This is a genomic window from Cryobacterium adonitolivorans (genome assembly GCF_004402695.1).
Taxonomy (GTDB): Bacteria; Actinomycetota; Actinomycetes; order Actinomycetales; family Microbacteriaceae; genus Cryobacterium; species Cryobacterium adonitolivorans.
Map to the genome: position 1 here is coordinate 1 of NZ_SOFL01000008.1, position 22,513 is coordinate 22,513.

Here is a 22,513-nt window from a genome sequence, read left to right on the forward strand (position 1 = left end):
ACCGACGCCGTCGCCGACCAGCTCCTCGTAGGCATCGCAACCATCACCGTCAACACCAAGTAACACCCACAACACACCAAAAACGGCCGAGCCCCGCTCGGCCGTTTTTCGTGACCGCGCGGCACCACGGTTAGTGGAAGGGGACCTCTCCGGGTAGATTCCCGGGAAAGGTCCCCTACCCTCGACAGTGGGTCGCAGCCGCCACCGACCGACATGACTGGGTACGAATGGGAGAACGCGTGACCATGACCACCCCCACCACAACACTGCGACGCGCACCTGATCAGACCGCCCGCATCCCGGTGCGCGCGTCGGTCCGCGACGCGCTGCTCGTCGGGCTGTTCGGCACCCTGCTGGCACTCGCCTGGTCGTGGCAACCGTCCATCTGGTTCGACGAGGCGGCGACGGTTTCCGCCACCATGCGCAGCTGGCCGGAGCTTGGCCGGATGCTGCTGAGCATTGATGCCGTGCACGGCCTGTACTACGCCGGAATGCACCTCTGGCTCGATCTCGTGGGCTACTCGCCGTTCGCGCTGCGGCTGCCCAGCGCCGTCTTCGTCGGGGTCGCCGCCGCGCTGACGGTTATCCTGGTTCGCTCGCGGGCCGGCCGCCGCACCGCCGTACTCGCCGGCGTCGCCTTGTGCCTGCTACCCAGGGTGACCTGGATGGGCGCCGAGGGCCGGTCATACGCGCTGACCGCTGCCCTCGCCGTGGCGCTGACCCTGATCTTCCTCGCGGCCTGGCGCCGTGGGCCGGCGCCGCGGCGCATCCGCGTGCTCTGGTGGACGCTGTATGGCGTGATCGCCGTTGTCGCCACCGTAACCTTCATCTACCTCGCCTTCCTGGTCGGCGCCCACGGTCTCACCGCGTTGTGGACGGTGTGGGCGGGCCGGCGGCGTGACCGCGCCGCTCGCGCGTCGCTGTTCGGCTGGGGCTTGGCGTCCCTCGCCGCCGCGGTACTGCTGGTGCCCTTCGCCCTCGGCGTGGTGGGGCAGTCGGGCCAGGTGAGCTGGATCGCCCCGATCAGCTGGGGCAGCTGGAACGGCGTCTTCGTCACGCAGTGGTTCTACCTGAACCGGCCGTTCGCGCTGGTGGGATGGGCCCTGGTGATTGTCGGCGTCGCCGCCCTGGTCGTCGCGGCCCGCCGGAGCAGGGCAGCCGGCTCCGAGACCTCACGGGCGCAGGCGCGGAACCCGTCGCTGCTCGCCATTGCGGTGCCGTGGCTGGCAGCGCCCACCCTCGGGGTCATCGTGGCATCCGCGATTGCGACGCCGCTGTACTCCCCCCGCTATCTCACCTTCAGCGCGCCGGCCGTGGCCATCCTGATCGGGGTGGCGCTCGACGCGCTGCGGCGCCGCTGGTTGATCGTCTCCGCGCTCGTCGCGCTGGCCGGCCTGGCCGCTCCGCAGTTCGTCGCGCAACGACAGCCGGAGGCCAAGCAGAATTCGTCCTGGAGCGAGGTCGCCGATCTCATCAGCAGAGAGCGGACCGCGCGCCCCGACGACACCGCCGCCATCATCTACGGGCCGGTGCGCCAGCATCCGGCGGCGACCACCCGGGTGATCGCGTATTCGTATCCACACGCGTTCGAGGGGCTGATCGACGTGAAGCTGAAGACCCCCGCCGCCCAGACCGGCGGGTTGTGGGAGACCCGGTACCCGCTGGATGACGTGACCGACCGGTTCGGCGGCGTCGACGCGGTCTGGCTGGTGACAAGCGACAAACAGGATTGGCGCCCGGGCGTCACCGGCAAGCTCAGCGCCCTCGGCTACACCCTCGACGAGGAATGGAGCCTGACCGGCGTCAACGTTCTGCGCTACGTGCGCTGACCGTTGGTGCGCGTGGTTCCGATCCGGGCGAGCGCACTCCGCCAGCGGCCCAGCGCGCTAGGTCCGGCGCGACGCACCGACACGACCACGATCAGCACCAGCGCGATGCCCAGCGAGACCCTGCTGACCGTGAGCGAAGGCACCAGCAGGCGCACGGTCAGGGCGAGAGGAATGGCCAACCATTCCCACCGGCCGCTGAGCGCGATGAACGGCAGCAAGAGCAGCGCGTACCACGGGTACCGCGGGCTGAGCACCAGCAGGGTGCCGCCGATCATCACGAGCTGGCCGAGCCAGGGCCGCTCGGGGTCGGTCTTCCAGATGGTGACCGCGGCCAGAGCGGCCAGCAGGATCGCCACTACGACGATGGCCGAACCGCCCGGCGCGATCAGGGAGACCAGAGCGAACCTGGACCCGTCCTCGTAGCCCTCCTCGGTGAGGTAACCGGGCAGATATCCGAGCACGCCGAGGCCGGTGGCCAGCACATACGGCAGGTAGAGCAGCGCGAAGGTCACCACCGCCGCGACGGCGACCTTCCAGCCCTGCCTCCTGAGCATGGCGGGGGCGGCGATGGCCGGGATCAACTTGACCCCGATTGCCATACCAAGCAGGATGCCGCCTCGGACGTACTTCGCGCTACTGACCCAGAAAGCGGCGGCCACGACGAAGGCCACCCCCAGCAGGTCCACGTGCGAATTGGTGATGCCCTCGGTCGCAACCAGAGGGCACCAGGCCCACATCGCTGCGTAGCGCTGGTCGATGCCTCGGCGGCGCATGCCGACCAGCAGCATTCCGGTGACACCGACGCTGAGTAGCAGACCGGTCAGCTGCAGCGGCCAGTATCCCGCGTCCGCGCCGACGATTGCCCGGACGGCGACGAAATAGATTTCGGCGGCCGGCGGATAAATGGTGGGCACCGTGGTGCGGTTCAGCGCCGAGCAGAGCGGCAGGCCGGCGCCCCGGTCCACGGTCTCGATGCGTTCGCCCACGCAGTCCGCCCCGTCATCGCCGGCCGCGGGGGCCGGGAACAGCCAGTCCGGCCGCAGCCCGTCCAGCCGGTCGTCGGCGGGCACGTAGGCGTACGGCGAGATGCCGGCGTTCTGCACGATGCCGTCCCACGCGTAGCGGGCGGAGTCGGTGCTCGTGTTCGGCGGGCCGGCCATCGCGGCCCCGCCGATGAGCGCAGATCCGGCGAGCACGAGCACCACGACGGCCCGGCCCCGCACCCGGCGCAGGGCGATCAGGGAGGCAGCGAAGAGCAGCCAGAGCAGGGCGGTTCCCAGCACCAGCGGCACGGTGTCACGGTGCGGCCTGAACAGGTCGAAGGCCAGCACGACACCCGCGGTGAGGGCGGTACTGGCGGCCAGGAGGATCGAGACGATAGCAATACGCACCCTGCCATCCTCCCGCAAGCGACGACGGGCGCCCCGACCTGCCGGCGCCCGCGTCATCGAACTGTAATGATTACAGAGACTTCCGGCGACGATCAGGTGGTGGAATGGACTATGCGCCGATTGATGTACGAGGCCAGGGCCCAGCTCGCCTCTCCGGTGCGGAATCCGCGGACGGCCACCGTGATCGGCCGCCTGCTCGGCCTGGCCTTCCTGCTCTGCTTCGGTACCGGCCTGTACAGTCACTTCCTGCAGCAGCCTCTGCCGTGGATGACGTTCCCTACCCGGCCCGCCGGCCTCTATCAGGTCACCCAGGGCACCCATATCGTCGCCGGGATCGCCTGCTTCCCGCTACTGCTGGCCAAGCTCTACGTGGTCTTCCCACAACTCTTCCGGTACCCGCCGGTCACGTCGTTCGCCGACTTTCTCGAGCGGGCGTCGATCGCGCTCTTCGTGGGCGCCTCGCTGGTGGAAATCACGATCGGCCTGCTCAACACCTACCAGTGGTATCCGTTCCCGTTTCCGTTCAGGCAGGTGCACTTCGCGCTCGCCTTCGTGATCATCGGCTCGCTGCTGGTGCACATCGGCGTGAAGCTGCCGCTCATCGCCGCCCACTGGCGGGCCGCACCCGCCGACGGGCCGGAGGAACGACACCCCGTGGACACCAACGCCGAGGACACCGCTGCCGTAGCACTCGCGGTGACCAAGGTGTCCACCGACGAGGGGCTGTCCCGAACCGGCGGCATCACCGGACGGGTGCTCTCCTACATCGACGGGGCCCCTGACCTCCCGGCCCGCACCAGCCGCCGCGGGTTCCTGACCACCGTGGCATTGGCCGTCACGGCCGTCGTCGGGCTCACGGCCGGCCAGACCTTGGCGCCGCTGGACGCCGCCAACGTCTTCGGACCGCGCAAGAAGGGCGTCGGCCCGCAGGGCGTGCCCGTCAACCGCACCTCGGCGCAGGCCAAGGTGGCCACGGCTGCCCTGTCGGCCGACTGGGTGCTCACTCTGGCGGTCGGCGGCACGGAACGTGTGTTCAGTCGCGCGGAATTGGCCGCACTCCCGCAGACCGATGTCGACCTGCCCATCGCCTGCGTTGAAGGGTGGAGCCAGATGGCCGCCTGGCGGGGTGTGCGGCTGCGTGACCTCGTCGACGCTGCCGGCGGCTCCCCCGATTCCGACCTCAGGCTGATCAGCCTGGAGCAGCGCGGCGGCTTCAAGCAGACCGAAATGGGCAGCGAGTATGTGCGGGACCCGCTCACCCTCGTGGCCCTCGAGCTGAACGGAGAGACCCTCGACCTCGAGCACGGCTTCCCGGCGCGCATGATCGCGCCCGGCCGGCCCGGCGTTCTGCAGACCAAGTGGCTCAGCCGAATCGAGGCGATCGACGCATGATGATGGCAACAACATCCCCGGCCCGCCCCTCGCGGCGGATGCGGGCGGCGCGAGTGGTGCTCGTCGTCGGCGGCGCGCTCGGACTTGCACTCGGGGTGTACGTGCTGGTCGACACGGTCGCTCTGCGGCGGCTGCCGGGAGTCGCTCTCTGGATCGGCGGGGCCATCGTGCTGCACGACGCCGTGATCTCTCCGATGGTGTTCGGGCTCGGAGTGCTCACCCGCCGCGCTGGGCACCGGCTGGCCGGCGGCATCATCGTCACCGTGCAGGCCGCCATCGTGCTCGGGTCCCTGATGACCCTTCTCGTGCTGCCGGCCATCGCGGCGCAGACCCTCGGGTCCAACAATCCCACCGTCCTCCCGTTGGACTACGCGCGGAACCTGGGCCTGTTCTGGCTCGCGCTCGCGGTGGCCAGCGGCCTGATCTCGGTCTGGCTCTACCTGCGCACCAAGCGGGCGAACCAACGGCCGTCACGAATCCAGTCCTGATCCACCCGTAACCCGGCCTCTCCGGCGCGCGACCTGAGAGGCACGATTCCGATCTCAGCCCACGGGAACACGCCGCTGCTCCGGCCCTGGGCGTCTTCGAGGGTGCCCTGGAAGGCGTGGTCGCGATCGGGATCCTGGCTGACCTCGACCACGAGCGCGCCGTCCTCGGCGAGCAGCTCGGCGCATCGGACCAGCAGCGCACCGGCGTCGCCGCCGATGCCGATGTTCCCGTCCAGGAGCAGCGCCGTTCCCCAGCCACCCTCGAGCGGCATCGGGGAGAAGACCGACCGGTTGAGCACCGTGAGGCCCGCCGCCGTGGCAATGCGCACCGCGGTCGGGGACACGTCCACCCCGATGGCCGACAGGCCCAGGTCCATGGCTGCCCGAACCATCCGGCCCGGGCCGCAGCCGATGTCTAGCACCGGCCCGGCGGCGCCGGTCAGCACGTCGAGGTCGGTGGCGTCGGCGCCCGCGCTCCAGCGGCCGGCATCCATCGGAGCCGCCGCCGCGACCTGCGCCGTTGTGTTGCGCAGGTACAGCACCGCTGACTCATCCCGCAGTGCGGCCGCGTACGGTTCGGTGCCGCCGGAGCCGAAGGTGGGACTCTGGTCGAGGTCGGCGCGACCGGCGAGCAGCGTCATCGGAGCGCCTCGCTCAGCTGGAGTGCTCCGAAGCCGGCCAGCGTCGCCGCGAACCGGCCGTGCGGGGCGAGGGCGGCCACCTGGTGGGCGTCCTCGATGTGATCCACGTCGGTGAGGGTCGGCAGCAGGCACACCCGAAGCCCCGCGGCTCGGAGCCGGGCAAGCTGGTGCATGCCGGTGTCGCTTCGGGACATGGGCACGCCGCGGATCAGGTCGCCGTCGGGGTGACGCAGGCCCAGCGCCCAGAACCCGCCGTCGGCGGCGGGACCGAACCAGGCGTCGACGTCGTCGGGCCAGGCCGCGAACAGCGGAGCGAGCACGGCGGCGGACACCTGGGGGGTGTCCATCCCGATCAGCACGGCGGGTTCGTTGCAGCCGTCGAAGATCGCGCCGAGGCGTTCGTCGAGACCACCGGCCACCTGGGGGACGATTTCGTAGCTGGCGGCGGCGTCGGGAGCTGTGGCACCGTCGAACGCGAGCACCCGCCGCGTGGCGGGCAGCGCGGCGACGGCGTCAAGGGTGTCGTCGAGGCTGGCCGCGGCCAGCTCCGCGGCCTGCTCGAGGCTGAGTGGCGGGTGCAGCCGGGTCTTTACCTTGCCGGGCAGGCATTCCTTGGCAATGACGATCAGGGTGGTCATCGTCTGGCCTCCTTCAGGAGCCGGGACATGTCGGTGATCGCCGTGAGGGTGCCGCGCACGGTGCCGGTCACCTTGCTACGGCCGACCCGTGGGGCGTACGGGGTGTCGACTTCGCGGATACGCCAGCCGCGCTCCGCGGCCTTGAGGAAGACCTCGAGCGGGTAGCCGCTGCGCCGGTCCTGGAGGTCGAGGGACAGCAGGTCGTCTCGCCTGGCGGCCCGCATAGGGCCCAAGTCGTAAATGTTCACACCTGTTATTCGGCGCAGTCGCCAAGAAAGAGTGGAATTGGCTATCCGGGCATGCACCGGCCACGATCCGGCGGTCGTCGGACGGCGCCGTCCGAGCACCAGGTCGGCCACGCCGGCCAGGACCGGGTCGACCACGAGAGGCAGGTCCTGCGGATCCATCGACGCGTCGGCATCGCAAAACGCCACGATGGGAGCGGTCGCCCGCAACAGCCCGGCGTGCGCGGCCGCACCGAACCCCCGGCGGGCCTCGGTCACGACAGTGGCCCCGGCCGCCTCGGCGATGCGCGCCGAATCATCCGTCGAGCCGTTGTCGACCACGATCGCCCGGTAGCCCTCCGGCAGCCGGGCCAGTAGCCAAGGCAGCGCCCCGGCTTCGTTCAGGCACGGCATCACGACATCGACCAGGTTTTCGCTCACCCCTCGACACTAGGTGGGCAACCCGCCGACACTCCGCACCAAACGTTACGGACTGGGGAAATCTCTGTGGGAGAGACGCCGGGGAGCCGGAGCGCCTATCCTTCAAGGGTGAACCCCTCGCCGTCGACCGGGCCCCCCGACACTCAACGCCGTATCCTGGTCATCGATGACGACCCGACGGTCTCCGAGATCGTTTGCCGTTACCTGGTGGCGGCCGGTTTCGTCGCGGATCGGGCAGAGGACGGCCACAGCGGCCTCCGCCAGGCCGAGGCGCAACGCCCCGACCTGGTCGTGCTCGACCGGATGCTGCCCGTGTTGGACGGCATCGAGGTCTGCCGCCGGATCAAGGCCGCCTGGGCGATCCCCGTGATCATGCTGACCGCGCTCAACCAGGAGGAGGACCGGATCGACGGGCTGGAGGCCGGCGCCGACGACTACCTCGCCAAGCCATTCTCGCCCCGCGAACTGGTGCTGCGCGTTCAGTCGGTGCTGCGCCGCTCGGTGCCCGAACCGGCCCACGACGGGTCAGTCGAGGCGGGCCCGTTCGCGTTGGACCTGGCGGCGCACGAGGTGCGGATGAATGGCGCCCCTCTGGTGCTTACGGCCAGGGAATTCGATCTGCTCGCGCATCTGATCGGCCGTCCGCACCGGGCGCTGAGCCGGGAGGAGCTGCTCAAGTCGGTTTGGGGGTGGGACTTCGGCGACCTGTCTACCGTGACGGTGCACGTACGACGGTTGCGGGAAAAGATCGAGGCCGACCCGACTCGTCCCCGGCTGCTGAAAACCGTCTGGGGGGTCGGCTACAGATTCGACCCTGAGCCCCTGGCCACCGGGCGGGCCGGCGACCTGGACAACGGAGCCCTCCGATGACCGTCACCGGGCTGGTCAGCGTGCTCGTCATCGCGCTGGCCTGCGCCCTCATCGTCGGCACCCTCGGCCTGATCAGCCTGCGCCTGCTCGCCAGGTACTCGCTCGTGCTGCAACTCGTCGTCGTGGCCCTCGCCACGATCGTGTCGGTGGTCAGCGGGATGGCCGCGGCCGCGTCGTTGATGTACGTGTCGGATCACGACCTCACGGTGTTCTACTTCGTCGCCGGGGTGACGGGGAGCGTCTCGTTGCTGATGGCGGGATTGCTAGGGCGGTGGATCGCGCGCGACAGCCGGCACCTTACGCTCGCAGCGGCGAGCCTCGGCCGGGGCGAGCCCGTCGCGTCCGCGGAGCGGCACAGTAACACCGAATTCGCGGCCCTGGCCGATCAGTTGGCCGCGACCGGGGAACGGTATCGGGAGTCCAGGGACCGTGAGGACAAGATCGAGTCGGCACGTCGGGAGCTGGTCGCGTGGATCTCCCACGACCTGCGCACGCCACTGGCCGGCATCCGTGCCATGGCCGAGGCCCTGGAGGACGACATGGTTGAGGATCCCATCCGGTACTACGGGCAGATCCGCGGCCAGGTGGACCGGCTGAACGGCATGGTCGACGACCTCTTCGAACTATCCAGGATCACATCGGGTACTCTCCGGCTGAACCTGGCGCGGGTTGCCCTCTACGACCTGATCAGCGACACCGTGGCGGACCTCGGACCCGTCGCGAGGGCGAAGTCACTCGACCTGCGCTTCGAAGGAGCCATGGGCCTGACGATTTTGGCCGACCCGCGCGAGTTGGCCAGGGCCGTCGGCAACCTAGTGATGAACGCCGTGCAGCAATCGGCTCCCGGTGGCACTATCGTGGTCTCGGTAACCGAACACGCCGACGGGCGCGCTGTCATCTCGGTGCAGGATTCGGCCGGCGGCATCGACCCTGAAGACCTCGGGCGGGTGTTCGAGCCCGGTTGGCGGGGCACCGAGCCGCGCACACCGGAGACCGAGTCCGCGAGCCAGGGCCGGGCGGGTCTCGGCCTGGCCATCGTCGACGGCATCGTGGCGGCGCACCACGGCGAGGTCACCGTGCGGAACACCCCCGGCGGCTGCCGGTTCGACGTGCTGCTGCCCGCGCACCCCGAGCCCACGGGGGTGTGATCCCAGGCAGCCAAGCCCGGGCCGGGCTCAGACCACGGCCGCCCGCAGCGGGGCCGTGGCAAATTCGCGCATCCCCTCGTCGAACCCGACCGACGGCGTCCAACCGAGCTCGGTGCGCAACCGCTCTGAGGACGCCGTGATGTGCCGCACGTCACCGAGACGGTATTCGCCGGTGACGACGGGGGCCGGCCCGCCAGCGGCCGCACTCAGGGCCTCGGCCATGTCACCGATGGTGTGCACGGTTCCGCTGCCGACGTTGAATGGGCGGGAGGTGCCCTCGGCTGCGGTGCCGGTCCAGTCGATCGCGGCGAGGTTGGCCGAAGCAATGTCCCGCACGTGCACGAAGTCGCGGCGTTGGCGGCCGTCCTCGAAGACCGTGGGAGCCTCGCCGCGTTGCAGGGCGGACCTGAACAGGGACGCGACGCCGGCGTACGGCGTGTTCTGAGGCATCCCCGGGCCGTATACGTTGTGGTAGCGCAGGGCAGCCACCCGTCCGTTGGTGCTGCGGCTCCAGGCCGTGGCGAGGTATTCCTGGCCGAGCTTGCTGCTCGCGTAAACGTTGCGGGGGTCCAGGGGGTCGTCTTCGCCCACCAGCGCGGGTTCCAAAGGCTCGCCGGTGGCGGCGTCGGTCGGATCGAAGGTGCCGGCGTCGAGGTCCGCGACGCGGCGCGGGCCCGGCCGGGCGAAGCCGCTGGCACTGCGGTAGCTACCCTCGCCGTAGACGACCATGGAGGAGGCCAGGACCAGCCGGTTGATCCCTGCTGCGGCCATGCCCGCCAGCAGCACCGCCGTGCCGAGCTCGTTGCTGTGCACGTAGTCGGGTGCGTCGGAGAAGTCGACGCCGAGGCCCACCTTGGCGGCCTGATGGCAGACCACGTCGATACCGCGCAGCGAATGCGCGACCGAAGCGGGATCCGTGACGTCGCCGACCACGAACTCGACGCGGGGATCGACGGCGGGCAGTCCGCCGTGCACATCGCGGCGGAGGGAATCGAGCACCCTCACCCGCCAGCCGCGCGCGAGGGCGGCTTCGACCACGGCACCGCCGATGAAGCCGGCGCCGCCGGTGACGAGGAGGTGGCGGCCGTCGGAGGGCCCGCCGCCCGGTGTGCTGGTGGTCTGGGTCACGGCGGGCTCCTTCAGGGACAAAATCAGTGCGAGTAGACCGGGATCGCCGCGGCCAGCGGCCCGATCGGGCTGAGGGTGAATGACGCGGACTGGCCGTCGCCGGTGTAACCGACCGACGCCGCGATGCCCGATCCGCCAGTGACCAGGTAGCTCTCGGAGCCGGCCAGCCCCACCACTACGGTCTGGCCGGCGGCCACGCTCAACTCGATGCCCGGCCGCGCCTCGGGGGTGATGGTCAGCTCGGCGTCCGAATCGGAGGTGTTCGCCAGGTGCAGGGCCGGCGACGGGCCGGCGGCGACACTGACCAGGAAGTCGCCGTCCTGGGGCGCGGCCGCGGAGGACCACGCGAAGTCGGCGGCAGAGCCTCCGGCGGTCGTGGTGACGGCCGCGGCGACGAGCGGCTGATCGGCGTTCAGCTTGACGGTGTAGTTTCCGGCGACGACCCCGCTCAACGGGATCTCGGTGGCGATGCCGGCCTGGATCTCGACCTCGAGGGAGGTTCCAGTCGATGCGCCGTCTTCGCTCTGCACGCCGACGCTGACGGTGGCGTCGGTTTCGCCGGGGACCAGGACGCGCACCGACGGGGTGTCCTCTGCCACGGCGCCGACATCGGCCGAGGCCTCGGCGTCCAGGTCGCTGACCACGACGCCGGGGATGGTCTGGGTCGTCGCCGGTGTGGTCGTCGGGCCGCTGAGCTCGACCCCGCCGGGCTGGATACCCCTGACCAGGCTCTGCTGCAGGGTCGCGGCGACCTGACCGCCGGTGGCGGTGACGTGCACGGCCGGAGACCGCAAGTTGGGCGCGAGCCCCGCGAGGGACACGATCCGCTGGCTACCGGGCTGGACGAGGATGCCGGTGGAGCCGGGGGCATCCACCAGGCCGGCTTCGCCGTACACGGCGAGGTCGACGGATGCCACGACGGTGGTGGGATTGCTCAGCAGCACCAGGCTGGTGCGGCCCACGTCGGTCGATCCGCTCACCAGCCACGAGTCGCTGGACGCTTCGGTGCAGGCGGCCGCGGCCAGTCCGCCGATGGTCTCGCTCGACGCGGTTTGCGACTGGGACCCGGCAACCAGCGGGGCTTCGGTGGCACCGTCTTCCACCGGCACGCTCAGCACACTCGGAGCACCGTCGCGCTGGGCCTGCGAATTGTCCGTCGCAGTGAGGTCGGTGCGTTCGACCGGTACCTCCTCGGCGCCGGGGCCCGTGCCGCGCGCCGCGTATACGGCCGTGGAGGAGCCGATGGAGGTCGCGGCATCCGCCTGGGTTGAGTCTTCGGCGAGGGTGAGGAGGGGGCCTGGGCAGACTCGCAGCTGGTCGCTCGCGACCGGGGTCACCAGGGTCGACGGAGGGTCGCTCACGACGGTGGGCCACGGCACGATAGCGGCCCCGCCGACAGCGACGACAACGACGGCGATGCCGATCAGGCCCGCGGCGTACCTGGCGCCGAGGACGGCGACTCTGCGCTTAGTTGCCATGGTCTGAGTCCTTCGGGCTTGTGGTGTCCACCGAAGGTCGGTCCGGCGCCGCGGCCGCCTCGGCCGGCTCAACCGACGAGCCTGGTTCGGCCAGGGGCGACACTGTCGGCGGCGCTGAATCCTCGATGCTGGGGAGAACGCCCTTGGCACGCCTGCCCGCGGGACGTTTCAGGCGCTTGGGCCGCGCGGGCCGCGATGGACGCGCCACCCGGGTGGGCTTGGCCGGTTTGCTCAGCCGGGATGCGCGTCGGATCGCTTCCCGGTGCGCCTGCCGCACGGCCTCCCGGCCGGCACCGGTCGGCACCGACAGGAGCACGGTCGCGCCGATCACGAACAGGGCGATGAGCCCGGTCACCAGGCCGAACACGCCGCCGGCATCAGCGGGGACCTGCCCGTTGACGGCGGCGTCGGTGGGCACGTCAGAGCGCCACAGCCGACCGAACGCGGTGTCACCTACGGGAGCCAGGGCGGCGTTGCCGTCGAGTGACGTCGTGGTGCGGGTCGTCGCGTCGCTGGCCGCCTGCGTGATGTCGGCGCCGTCACCCCACTCGGCTGGCTCCGCGGCGGGCGGCAGCAGCAGCACGAAACGGATGCCGAACTTCGCCAGGTCGGCGGAGGCATCCAGCCCGCTCTGCGAGGCGAGGTTGCCCGCCAGGGTGGCCAGCTCGGCCTGCTCCGTGGTGACAGTGCCGGCCGTGCTGTTCAGGGTGGACTGGGCGTCCAGGCGCACGCCGGCGCCGCGGACGATGGTGGCCAGGACGCCGCCGTCTGGCTGCGGCACGATCTGCAGGGTGCCGACCCTGGCCTCGACGGCGGCCTCAGCGGTGACGAAGGCCGGCTGCGTGCGCCCGATACCCTCCTCGACGGCCGAGGTGCCGAGCGGAAGCGCACCGGCCAGCGGCAGGGACACCACGGCCAGGGCCACGGCACTGGCCACGAGCGGCGGGATGGCCATGCGGTGCAGGCCGCGGGCGGCGAAGACCACCGCCCCGACGAGGCCGAGCCAGTACAGGCTGAGCCCGGCGCCGGGCCAGATGCCCACGGCCTGGGAGCCGAGGGCCGCCACCGACAGCGACCCGGCGAGGATGGCCGTTCCCAGCCCGAGCAGAGCCGCAACCAGCGCGAGCGCCGCGCCGCGGGCGCCGGGAAGAAGCAACGCCGTCAGGGCCAGTACCGCCATCGGGATCAGCAGCAGGGGAACCAGGTAGTCGGCCGCCGCGGCGTCGCCGCCCCAGAGCGGCAGAAGCTGGGTCCAGCCACCGAAATCGCCGGCCGGGAAGCCGAGGATGAATTGCCAGGTCGGCACGGTTGCCGTCGGCACCGGAACGCCGGGATCGGCCAGCAACGCCAACCAGTTGCCGCGCAGGGCCTGGTTCCAGAGCAGAGGGATCGCCAGCGCGAGCGCCGGCAGCGGGATCCCGACGAATCGCATCACGCTGCGGCCGCTGACGAGCACGCAGAGCAGCCAGCCCACCAGCAGCGCCGGAGCGAGGGACGGCGCGCAGGCGACGATCGCGGCGAACAGCAGGGCGGCAGATCCGGATGCCGACCAGGACCGCGCGGCGGCGAAGCCGGCAAAGAACAACCATGGCAACAACAGGTGCACGATGATGGCGGCGGGCCGCCCGGCCGCGAGAGCGGTGAGGAAGGTGGGCGAGAGCGCCCAGAGCACGGCGGCCACGGCGCGGATCGAGCCGCGGTGGGTCAGCCGGGTGGCGGCCATCCACGCGCCGATCGCGGCCAGTGGGAGCGCCAGCAGGTACACCAGGACGATGGCGAACGACGGCGACCAGAAGGTGAGGGTGCCGAGTATCGCGAGCACGACCGCAAAGGGGTCTGCCGCACCGACGAAGCCCAGGCCGATGTCCCGCCAGCCGTAGCCGACATTGGCCCAGAGGTCCCCGACCGTCGACGACAGCGGGAGCAGGCCACCGCCGGTGAGCGACTGGGCCCCGATCAGCGGTGCCAGGATGGCGACGCCGACCATCGCGGCGGCGAGCAGTGTCCAGGCACCGCCGCCGGCGAAGAACCGGATTTCCGGCCGGTCGCCGCGGAGCCCGGTGAGGGCGGCTTCCCTGGTGAGGGCGTGGCGACGGCGCACTTCGGCGGCCGACACGCGCAGGGAGGATATCGACGACCAGGCGAGGGTGCGGGTGGCGGCGAGCCGCCGCCGAGCAGTGAGCACCCTGCCGCCCTGGAAGGCTGCGGCGAACGCGGCCGAGAATTCGCCGAGGATCGACCCCGGCTCCTTACGCAGCAGGTTGCCGATGGCGCGGATGAAGGCGAGCGGGATCAGGGAGATCCAGTGCACCGGCAGTGCCCAGGCCGGGGCGTAGACCAGCCGCCGGTGCAGCTGGGCCGACCGTTCGGCCCGCGCCCGTCGCCGGCTGGCCCGTCCTCGAGAGGAGCCGTCCGGGCCGGCCACGCCGTCCCCGGCCGAGCTGACCCTCGCGCCAGCGACCACGGAGACGCGGTGGCCCGCCAGGCGCACGCGCACGCAGAAGTCCAAGGAGTCGTCGACGATGGGCAGCGCGGGGTCGAAACCACCGAGCTCGTCCCAGACGGTCTGGCGCACGAGCATGCCGCCAGCACTGACGGCCATCACATCGCTCATGCCGTCGTGCTGTTCCTGGTCGAGTTCGCTTTCGACCAGGGTCACGGTGGCGCCGTACGGGGTCATCGACTCGCCGAAGTCGTGGATGTAGTCGTCGGCGACCCACTCCATGACCTTGGGGCCGGCCACCGCCACGGATGGGGCGACCTCCAGTGCGCCGACGAGGCTCTCGAGGGCGCCGGGCGCCGGGGCGCTGTCCTGCGCCAGGAGCCAGAGCAGTTCGTGGTCGCCGTCCGGCGGGCTCATCACCCTGGTGGCGGCGTTGATGGCGGCACCGAACGACAGGGCGGAATCTGCCGAGATGAGGTGGGTGGGGCCGAACGCGGCCAGCAGCTCCGAGGTGGTATCGCTGGAACCACAGTCGACGGCGATGACCGTGTCTGGCTGCCGGGTCTGCCGACGGAGGGACTCGAGAGTTCGCTCGAGGTGCGAGGCGCCGTTACGGGCGACGATGATGGCAGTGACTCTGGCTTGCATATCGAGAACAGCCTAGGTCGGTTATCGGTGAAGATCGCTCAACCGGTCAGGCGCGCCCTGAATCCGGCCGACCGGCCTCGCTGTCGGGGACCGGGCTCAGCCCGCCCGCTTACGGAGTTTGCGTCGCTCGCGTTCGGACAATCCGCCCCAGATTCCGAATCGTTCGTCGTTGGCGAGGGCGTACTGCAGGCACTGGGGGCGCACCTCGCAGGACGCACAAATCTTCTTGGCGTCCCTGGTAGAGCCGCCTTTTTCCGGGAAGAAGGCCTCCGGGTCGGTTTGGGCGCACAGGGAATCCGACTGCCAGGCGAGCGGGTTATCGTCCGCTCCCTCTGCAATCGACGGATCCTTGCGTACGCCGGGCACGCCGAGGCGCACGGGATCGACGAACCAGTCTTCAGGTACCCCAGAACGATATTCAGACAACGTCATATCGCCTCCACCCATCAGCTCAAGCACGGTTTCGCGCTAGAACTAATTACACCGGTGTAGTTCACTCCCGTCAAGTCGCGGATCGTAAACCCTCAATACGGGCTAGAGGGTTCAGACTCGCCCACTATGCCCGAATTGTGTCGTTGGTCAGACGGCGGATGCCTGCCGGGATTCCCAGGCGCTGCGCACCATGTCTTCGAGGGTGTGTCGCATCTCCCAGTCCAGGTCGCGCGCGGCCATCTCGCCCGACGCGACGATGCGGTCGGGGTCTCCGGAACGACGCGGGCCGATCTCCGGTTCGAACGCGATGCCGGTCACGGCGGCGGCGGTGCTCATGATCTCGCCGACCGACACGCCATTCCCGCTGCCGAGGTTGTAGACGGGGGCGATCGCCAGGCCCGCGTCCAGCCGCCGGGCGGCGGCGACGTGCGAGACCGCGAGGTCGGCGACGTGGATGTAGTCACGTACGCAGGTGCCGTCGGCGGTCTTGTAGTCGTTGCCGTTGATACGCGGTGTACGGCCGTCGATCAGGGCCTCGAAGACCATCGGGAAGAGGTTGTGTGGGCTCGTGTCGCGGAGCTCCTCACTGCCTGAGCCGACCACGTTGAAGTACCGCAGCGAGGTGTGCGCAAGCCCCGCGGCGACGGCCTGGTCGCGCAGCAGCCATTCGCCGATCAGCTTCGACTCGCCGTAGGGCGATTCGGGGCTCTTCGCGGTCTCTTCGGTGACGAGGTCGGTGAACGGGGTGCCGTAGACGGCGGCGCTCGAGGAGAAGACGATGCGGCGAACGCCGGCGTCCTGCATGGCCGCGAGCAGCAGGGCGGTCGCCGTCACGTTCTGCTCGTAGGTGTGCAGCGGGCGGGACACCGAGACACCGGCGTACTTGAATCCGGCGACGTGCACGACACCGCTGATCGAGTGCTCGGCAAAGGTCTTCGCAAGCAGCGCGGTGTCCAGCAGGGTGCCCTTGACGAAGGGGACCCCGGCCGGCACGAAGTCAGCGTGGCCGCTGGACAGGTCGTCGAGGACGACGACATCAATTCCTTCGGCGAGGAACGCACGGACGACGTGGGAGCCGATATAGCCGGCTCCTCCGGTAACAAGCCAAGCCATGTGGTGCCCCTGCGCTCTCGAGGCAACCGTGTGTTGCCGTTTCACACCACACTATCGTCCACGCGGGAATGGTTCGGGATGCCGGTTGCGCCGGGCCAGTTCGGCGTCGCCGAAGCCGTCGGAGCGCATCGCGGCGATGCTCGCCGCCACGGCCCAGATGGACAGGGCCAGCAGTACACTCAGAAACAGGACCATGGCACTAACGGTAGGTCTTGCGACTTTCTGCCACGAGTGGCAGAGTTGCCGTTTACCCGCACATTCCTGCCATCGTCTCTGAGGACCCCATGCTGAAGAAGATCGTCTGCGTCGCCATCCCCGGAATGGCCCCCTTCGAGTTCGGGGTGATCTGCGAGGTGTTCGGTATCGACAGGTCGGCACACGGCGGTCCGGTCTTCGATTTCCACGTGGTCACGGCGGTGCCCGGCGCCCTGCGAACCAAGATCGGCTTCGACATCGTGGTGCGTGACGACCTCAGTGCCGCGGCGGACGCCGACCTCATCGCGATCCCCGCCTACGAGGCCGGCACTGAGATCCACCCCGACGTGCTGCGCGTGGTGCGGGAGGCCGAGGCGCGGGGCGCCTGGGTGCTCAGCGTGTGCAGCGGCGCTTTCATCCTCGGCGCCGCCGGCATCCTGGACGGACGGCGCAGCACCACCCATTGGATGTACGCGGACGCCCTCGCCGAGGCCTACCCGAACACGACCGTCGACCCCGATGTGCTCTTCGTGGACGACGACCACGTGGTCACCGGCGCCGGGACCGCCGCCGGCATCGATGCCGCCCTGCACGTGGTGCGCCGGGAACTGGGCGCCGCGGCCGCGAACGTGATCGCCCGGCGCATGGTGGTACCGCCGCAGCGCGACGGCGGCCAGTCCCAGTTCATCCAGGCGCCGATTCCCGAACAGCGCAGCGACTCCTTCGCCACGATCACCGACTGGATGTTGCGCAGCCTCGACCAGGATCTCACCGTCGACCAGCTCGCCAGGCGCGCGCTGATGTCTCCGCGCACCTTCGCGCGCCGGTTTCGGGCCGAGCTCGGCACCACGCCGACGGCCTGGCTGAACCGGCAGCGCCTGATCATGGCCCAGCAGCTACTCGAGGAGACCGACGAAACCCTCGACCTCATCGCCGTGCAGACCGGGTTCGGGGCCGCGAGTGTGATGCGGCACCACTTCGTGCGCAGCCTGCAGACCACACCGACGGCGTACCGCCGCACCTTCGGCCGGCGCCGGTCCGTGCCGGACCGCGGGGCCCCTGTTGCAGTCGCGGATTACGGCGTGGTGGCCAGGAAGACCTCGCCGGAGCCCGCGAACGTGAGCGTTCCCTCGTCCGGCGTGATGTAAACCGACTCTCCCCTGGCCAGCGAGATCGACGAGCCCGCTCCGGCGACCAGGAAGCGGCCGGCCGTGCAGATGGCGATGCCGGGTCCGGTGAGCGTCAGCTGCCGCATCGGAACGCCGGCCTGGCCGGCTTCGGTGGCGGCCGCATCCGCCGGCACCTCGATGTGAGCCAGCTCGAAGTCGGGCACGTCGGGCGTATACACGGCGACGCCGCCGGCCTGCAGCTCCGGCGCCAGGTATGGCACCGGCAGGGGTGCGAAGTCGAGCACGTCGAGGAGTTCGTCGACGTCGATGTGCTTGGGGCTGAGGCCGCCGCGCAGGACGTTGTCGGACGCGGCCATCACCTCGACACCCAGGCCGGACAGGTAGGCGTGGATGTTCCCGGCCGGCAGGAAGAGCACCTCGCCGCGCTTCAGCGACACCAGGTTGGTCAGCAGGGAGATGACGATGCCCGGGTCGCCCGGGTACGCGGCCGAGAGCGAGAGAACAGTGTCGAATTCGGCGGCGAAGCTCACCCTCGCGCCGCCGTCGATCAGGAACGCGGCCTGCTTGGCGAGCGCCACGACCCGTTCGACCAGCCAGGACACCTCGCCGGTGTCGCCGCCGCGACCATCGCGCAGCAGCCAGTCGACAACGTCGTGGATCGCGTCGTCACCGATCAGGCGGCTCTCCAGGCCGAGCAGGGCCGCGGGCTGCGGGTCGTCCATGGTGGCGTCCAACGCACGCAACTCGGCGAGGATGGAGCGGATCTGCCGCGGGTCGCGGAATCCGCACAGGGCCTGGAAGGTATCGCTGAGGGCGAAGATGATCTCCGGCTTGTGGAAGGGGTCGCGGTAGTTGCGGTCGGCCGCGTCGACGGGGATGCCGGCGGCGTTCTCGAGCGCGAAGCCGGCCGCGGCGCGAGCCGGCGACGGGTGCGCCTGGAGCGAGAGCGGGCCGTGGGCGGCGAGGATCTTCATGAGGAACGGCAGGCGCGCCTGGCCGGCGTGTACGGCGCCGAGCGCGGCCGCCGGGTCCCGGTCGATCCACTCGGCGAGATTGGCCGCTCCCCCGGTGAGGGTGGGGTCGGCGATCACCGACGGGCAGCCGGGGTGGGCGCCGAGCCAGAGCTCGGCTTCGGGGCCGCCGGATGCCGGCCGGCCCAGCAGGTCGGCGATCGCGGTCGGCGAACCCCAGGCGTAATCGCGCGGTGTGTTGCTGATGCCCACAAACATGCTTGGCTCCTGAACCTCGAGGTTTAGACCAAACTACCAACCGCTTTCCTTCGCCCGGCACAGAGTTCTAGGCTGAACGTCCCGGTCAGCGCGCACGTGCGGCCGGACATCATCGTGCAAGGGAGCCAGATGACCTTCGAACCGCTCAGCAGTGATTTCTTCGGGTACGAGAACCTCCTCGAGGAGAACGAACGGGCCGCGCTCGCGCGCCTCCGCTCCTATCTCGAGTCGGATGTGCGGCCCGTTGTGAACGGATGCTGGGAGCGGGCCGAATTCCCGTCCGAGATCATCAAGCCGCTCGGCGCCCTCGGCGCGTACTCGTTCGGCTGGGAGGAAACCCGGCCGTTCCCGAACTCGGCGGTGTTCCGCGGCTTCGTGGCGCTCGAGCTGGCCAGGGTGGACGCATCCGTCGCCACCTTCGTCGGCGTGCAGAACGGCCTCGTCGCCGGGTCGATCGCCGCCTGCGGGTCGGCGGCGCAGCGGGCCCTGTGGCTGCCGCGCCTGGCCAGCGGCGACATCGTCGGAGCCTTCGCCCTCACCGAACCGCTGAGCGGCTCCGACTCCGCGCAGGGGCTGCGGACGACCGCAACCCTGGACGGTGACACCTGGGTGCTCAACGGGCAGAAGCGCTGGATCGGCAATGCCACCTTCTCCGACATCACCATCGTGTGGGCCAAGGACACCGCGGACGGCGCCGTCAAGGGGTTCATCGTGCCGACCGACACCGCCGGCTACACGGCCACCAAGATCGAGGGCAAGGTCAGCCTGCGCTCGGTGCAGAACGCCGACATCACGCTGGAGAACGTTCTGGTGCCCGAGCACAACCGGCTGCAGAATGCGAACTCGTTCCGCGACACCGCCCGGGTGTTGCGCTTCACCCGCGCCGAGGTGTCCTGGGCGGCCGTGGGCCTGGCGATGGGCGCCTACGAGGCCGCGGCGGCGTACGCCGTGGAACGGGTGCAGTTCGGCAAGCCGATCGGCGGTCACCAGCTGGTGCAGAACCTGCTCGTGAAGAGCCTGGGCAACATCACGGCCAGCCTGGGCATGGTGGTGCGGGTCTCCCAGATGCTCGACGACGGCACCCAGCGCGACGAGCACTCGGCCCTGACGAAGTCGTACACGACGTGCCGGATGCGGGAGACCGTGTCGTGGTGCCGTGAACTGTTCGGCGGCAACGGCATCGTGCTGGACTACGACATCGCCAGGTTCTTCGCCGACGCCGAGGCGATCTATTCGTACGAGGGCACCCAGGAGATGAACACCCTCATCGTGGGTCGCAGCATCACCGGCCTGGCCGCGTTCGTCTGACCGGGCCGGAGCGAGCGCTCAGACGAGATAGACAGGCGGGCGAACTAAGATCTCCCGCATGCGAACCTCAGAAGCGGCCCGCAGCGGCTCCGGAAGTCTGGTGATCATCCCGACCTACAACGAGGTCGAGAACCTGGGAAAGATCGTGTCGCGCCTACTGGCGGCCACGCCAGGCGCCCACGTGCTGATCGTCGATGACGGCAGCCCGGACGGCACCGGCACCCTGGCGGACCGGATGGCCCAGGCCGATGACCGCATCAAGGTCGAACACCGCACCGGCAAGCTCGGTCTGGGCTCCGCCTACGTGCTGGGGTTCGCGTGGGGACTGGCGCGGGGTTATGAGTTCCTGATCGAAATGGACGCCGATGGGTCGCATCCGCCGGAGAGCCTGCCCGACATGATCGGCCGGGTCGCCTCGGACGCGCCCGGAGCCCCCGACCTCGCCGTCGGTTCCCGGTGGGTACCCGGCGGCAGCGTGGTCAACTGGCCCCTGCACCGGCAGCTCCTCAGCCGAGGCGGGAACACCTATGCCCGCCTGGTGCTGGGTCTTTCGCTCAAAGACATCACCGCGGGTTTCAGGGTCTATTCGTCGGCGTCGATCGCGGCGATGGACCTCGGGGACGTGTCGTCGAAGGGCTACTGCTTCCAGGTCGACATGACCCTTCGCGTACTCGATCAGGGCCGCTCGGTCGTGGAACTCCCGATCGAATTCCGCGAGCGGGAGGCCGGTGAGTCGAAGATGAGCCAGGCCATCGTCGTCGAAGCGATGCTGCGGGTCACCCAGTGGGGGTTCCGGCGTCGCTTCGCGAGGGTCCGTGCCGGTCGCTCGCGGGCCACGGTGCGTTAGATGGTGACGGTGCGGCGGGGAGCGCCTGAGGTCGACGCGATCGTGGTCGGCTCCGGCCCCAACGGGCTTGCTGCCGCCGTGACGCTGGCCAGGGCCGGCCTCTCGGTGCGCGTCTACGAGAAGTCCGCCGTCGTTGGAGGCGGCGCCGCCACCGCGGAATTGACCCTGCCGGGTTTCCACCACGACGTCTGCTCCGCCGTGCACCCGCTCGCGCTGGCCTCCGAGTTCTTCCAGCGGTTCCAACTCGCGGACCGGATCGAGCTGGTCGTTCCGGAGGTCTCCTACGGGCATCCGCTGCCCGGCGGCACCGCTGGGCTGGCCTACCGCAGCCTGACACGCACCGTCGCCGAGCTGGGCCGGGACGGCGCGGCGTGGAACCGGTTGTTCGCTCCCCTGGTGGCACATTCCGAGCAGGTGGCGGAGTTCACCGGCGCCCAGCTCCTGCGGCTGCCGAGGCATCCGGCCACCGCGGTGCGCTTCGGCCTGCGGTCCCTCGAGCAGGGCAGCCCGTTCTGGAACCTGCGTTTCTCGGGCGAGACCGCTCCCGCCCTGCTCACCGGCGTCAGCGCACACACGATGAGGACACTGCCGAGCATCGCCACCTCCGGTGCGGGCCTCACCCTCGCCACCTATGCCCACGCGGGCGGCTGGCCGATTCCGGTCGGCGGCAGCGGCGCGATCGTGACCGCGATGGTCGAGGACCTGCTCGCCCACGGCGGCGAGATCGTCACGTCGAGCGAGGTGCGGCGCCTGAGCGACCTGCCGCCGGCCCGCGTGGTGATGCTCGACCTGACGCCCAGGGCGCTGCTGCGGCTCGCCCAGGGCGATCTGCCCGCCGCCTACGCGCGACGGCTGCGCGCCTTCAGATACGGCAACGGCGTTGCCAAGGTCGACTTCGCGCTGTCCGACCCGGTGCCCTGGCGGGCGGCGGGCCTGCGAGCGGCGGGCACCGTGCACGTGGGCGGCACCCGGGCGCAGATCCGGCGAGCCGAGAACACGGTCGCGCGCGGCAGGCACGCCGAGGACCCTTACGTCCTCGTGTCCCAGCCCAGCGGCATCGACCCCAGTCGCGCCCCGGCCGGCCAGCACACCCTCTGGGCGTACACCCATGTTCCGCGCGGCTCCACCATCGACCAGACCGAAGCGATCGTGCGCCAGATCGAGCGATACGCCCCGGGTTTCCGCGACACCATACTGGCCAGCGCGGGTCGTACCGCGACGAGCGTCGAACAGCACAATCCCAACTATGTCGGCGGCGACATCTCCGCCGGCGAAGTGAGCCTGACCCAACTGCTGCGCCGGCCGGTTCTCTCCCCGGACCCCTGGCGCACTCCCCTGGACGGCGTGTACCTGTGCTCGTCGTCCACGCCGCCGGGCCCCGGCGTGCATGGCCTCGCCGGCTGGCACGCCGCCCTGAGCGCTCTTCGTCACGACCTCGGGGTGCGCTCGGCTCCTGATCTCTCCCCGACCAACCAGGAATAGGTGACACTGTGGCCGTTA

20 protein-coding genes are annotated in these 22,513 nt (G+C 70.2%); 9 read left to right on the forward strand and 11 right to left on the reverse strand.

What is annotated here, in order from left to right:
- The first annotated feature begins 239 nt into the window (after nt 1-239).
- Nucleotides 240-1,829 carry a glycosyltransferase family 39 protein gene (locus tag E3O42_RS02405; protein WP_166787872.1) on the forward strand — a complete coding sequence of 530 codons (1,590 nt, stop codon included), beginning with the start codon at nt 240-242 and terminating at the stop codon, nt 1,827-1,829.
- Here the strand turns inward: E3O42_RS02405 and E3O42_RS02410 are convergent.
- On the reverse strand, nt 1,817-3,220 hold the full coding sequence (locus tag E3O42_RS02410; RefSeq protein WP_134452348.1) for a glycosyltransferase family 87 protein: 1,404 nt from the start codon (nt 3,218-3,220) through the stop codon (nt 1,817-1,819). The two genes, E3O42_RS02405 and E3O42_RS02410, sit on opposite strands and share 13 nt — an antisense overlap.
- 66 nt (nt 3,221-3,286) lie before the next feature.
- Here E3O42_RS02410 and E3O42_RS02415 point away from each other — a divergent pair, with 66 nt between their 5' ends.
- Together E3O42_RS02415 and E3O42_RS02420 are read left to right on the forward strand one after the other, a co-directional pair.
- The gene (locus tag E3O42_RS02415) at nt 3,287-4,612 is read left to right on the forward strand and encodes a molybdopterin-dependent oxidoreductase (RefSeq protein WP_241984580.1); all 1,326 of its coding nucleotides are present in this window, start codon (nt 3,287-3,289) and stop codon (nt 4,610-4,612) included.
- Nucleotides 4,613-4,614: 2 nt separating this feature from the next.
- Nucleotides 4,615-5,100: a hypothetical protein gene (locus E3O42_RS02420; protein WP_134452349.1), complete on the forward strand. Its 486-nt coding sequence runs from the start codon at nt 4,615-4,617 to the stop codon at nt 5,098-5,100.
- On the opposite strand, the gene E3O42_RS02425 is transcribed toward E3O42_RS02420, so the two are convergent.
- Genes E3O42_RS02425 through E3O42_RS02435 form a run of 3 tightly spaced genes read right to left on the reverse strand, consistent with a single transcriptional unit; the run spans nt 5,049 to nt 7,044 of the window.
- On the reverse strand, nt 5,049-5,741 hold the full coding sequence (locus E3O42_RS02425; protein WP_134452350.1) for a class I SAM-dependent methyltransferase: 693 nt from the start codon (nt 5,739-5,741) through the stop codon (nt 5,049-5,051). The two genes, E3O42_RS02420 and E3O42_RS02425, sit on opposite strands and share 52 nt — an antisense overlap.
- A complete protein-coding gene (locus tag E3O42_RS02430) occupies nt 5,738-6,379 on the reverse strand; it encodes a TIGR04282 family arsenosugar biosynthesis glycosyltransferase (protein WP_134452351.1) in 642 nt (213 codons plus the stop codon). Before E3O42_RS02430 ends, E3O42_RS02425 begins: the two co-directional genes overlap by 4 nt.
- Nucleotides 6,376-7,044: a glycosyltransferase family 2 protein gene (locus tag E3O42_RS02435; RefSeq protein WP_198414040.1), complete on the reverse strand. Its 669-nt coding sequence runs from the start codon at nt 7,042-7,044 to the stop codon at nt 6,376-6,378. Before E3O42_RS02435 ends, E3O42_RS02430 begins: the two co-directional genes overlap by 4 nt.
- A gap of 108 nt (nt 7,045-7,152) precedes the next feature.
- On the opposite strand from E3O42_RS02435, the gene E3O42_RS02440 reads away from it, so the two are divergent.
- Both E3O42_RS02440 and E3O42_RS02445 read left to right on the forward strand, forming a co-directional pair.
- Complete coding sequence (locus E3O42_RS02440) at nt 7,153-7,914, forward strand: response regulator transcription factor (protein WP_198414041.1); 762 nt, start codon at nt 7,153-7,155, stop codon at nt 7,912-7,914.
- Nucleotides 7,911-9,062 (forward strand): sensor histidine kinase, encoded by a 1,152-nt coding sequence (locus E3O42_RS02445; RefSeq protein ID WP_134452353.1) that lies wholly within the window; start codon nt 7,911-7,913, stop codon nt 9,060-9,062. The genes E3O42_RS02440 and E3O42_RS02445 overlap by 4 nt, the downstream gene beginning before the upstream one ends.
- A gap of 27 nt (nt 9,063-9,089) precedes the next feature.
- Here the strand turns inward: E3O42_RS02445 and E3O42_RS02450 are convergent, their stop codons facing one another.
- From E3O42_RS02450 to E3O42_RS17885, 6 genes are all read right to left on the reverse strand, one after another.
- Nucleotides 9,090-10,190, reverse strand: coding sequence for an NAD-dependent epimerase/dehydratase family protein (locus E3O42_RS02450; RefSeq protein WP_134452354.1), 1,101 nt, complete (start codon nt 10,188-10,190; stop codon nt 9,090-9,092).
- A gap of 23 nt (nt 10,191-10,213) precedes the next feature.
- Nucleotides 10,214-11,668, reverse strand: a complete 1,455-nt coding sequence (locus tag E3O42_RS02455; RefSeq protein WP_134452355.1) for a DUF5719 family protein — start codon at nt 11,666-11,668, stop codon at nt 10,214-10,216.
- Nucleotides 11,658-14,759, reverse strand: a complete 3,102-nt coding sequence (locus tag E3O42_RS02460; RefSeq protein ID WP_134452356.1) for a glycosyltransferase — start codon at nt 14,757-14,759, stop codon at nt 11,658-11,660. Before E3O42_RS02460 ends, E3O42_RS02455 begins: the two co-directional genes overlap by 11 nt.
- A 96-nt stretch (nt 14,760-14,855) precedes the next feature.
- Nucleotides 14,856-15,191 (reverse strand): WhiB family transcriptional regulator, encoded by a 336-nt coding sequence (locus tag E3O42_RS02465; protein WP_134452561.1) that lies wholly within the window; start codon nt 15,189-15,191, stop codon nt 14,856-14,858.
- 147 nt (nt 15,192-15,338) lie between these two features.
- Nucleotides 15,339-16,304, reverse strand: a complete 966-nt coding sequence (gene galE, locus E3O42_RS02470) for a UDP-glucose 4-epimerase GalE (RefSeq protein WP_134452357.1) — start codon at nt 16,302-16,304, stop codon at nt 15,339-15,341.
- 51 nt (nt 16,305-16,355) lie between these two features.
- Nucleotides 16,356-16,499 carry a hypothetical protein gene (locus E3O42_RS17885; RefSeq protein ID WP_166787873.1) on the reverse strand — a complete coding sequence of 48 codons (144 nt, stop codon included), beginning with the start codon at nt 16,497-16,499 and terminating at the stop codon, nt 16,356-16,358.
- An 89-nt stretch (nt 16,500-16,588) separates the two neighbouring features.
- Here E3O42_RS17885 and E3O42_RS02475 point away from each other — a divergent pair, with 89 nt between their 5' ends.
- Nucleotides 16,589-17,647: a GlxA family transcriptional regulator gene (locus E3O42_RS02475; protein ID WP_134452358.1), complete on the forward strand. Its 1,059-nt coding sequence runs from the start codon at nt 16,589-16,591 to the stop codon at nt 17,645-17,647.
- Here the strand turns inward: E3O42_RS02475 and manA are convergent.
- On the reverse strand, nt 17,575-18,858 hold the full coding sequence (gene manA / locus E3O42_RS02480) for a mannose-6-phosphate isomerase, class I (protein WP_134452359.1): 1,284 nt from the start codon (nt 18,856-18,858) through the stop codon (nt 17,575-17,577). The two genes, E3O42_RS02475 and manA, sit on opposite strands and share 73 nt — an antisense overlap.
- Nucleotides 18,859-18,987: 129 nt before the next feature.
- On the opposite strand from manA, the gene E3O42_RS02485 reads away from it, so the two are divergent.
- From E3O42_RS02485 to E3O42_RS02495, 3 genes are read left to right on the forward strand one after another with little or no spacing between them, the layout of a single operon-like run.
- The gene (locus E3O42_RS02485; protein ID WP_134452360.1) at nt 18,988-20,166 is read left to right on the forward strand and encodes an acyl-CoA dehydrogenase family protein; all 1,179 of its coding nucleotides are present in this window, start codon (nt 18,988-18,990) and stop codon (nt 20,164-20,166) included.
- Nucleotides 20,167-20,224: 58 nt separating this feature from the next.
- Complete coding sequence (locus tag E3O42_RS02490) at nt 20,225-21,013, forward strand: polyprenol monophosphomannose synthase (RefSeq protein ID WP_134452361.1); 789 nt, start codon at nt 20,225-20,227, stop codon at nt 21,011-21,013.
- Nucleotides 21,014-22,495, forward strand: coding sequence for a phytoene desaturase family protein (locus E3O42_RS02495; protein ID WP_134452362.1), 1,482 nt, complete (start codon nt 21,014-21,016; stop codon nt 22,493-22,495). It begins immediately after the preceding gene.
- Nucleotides 22,496-22,513 lie beyond the last annotated feature (18 nt).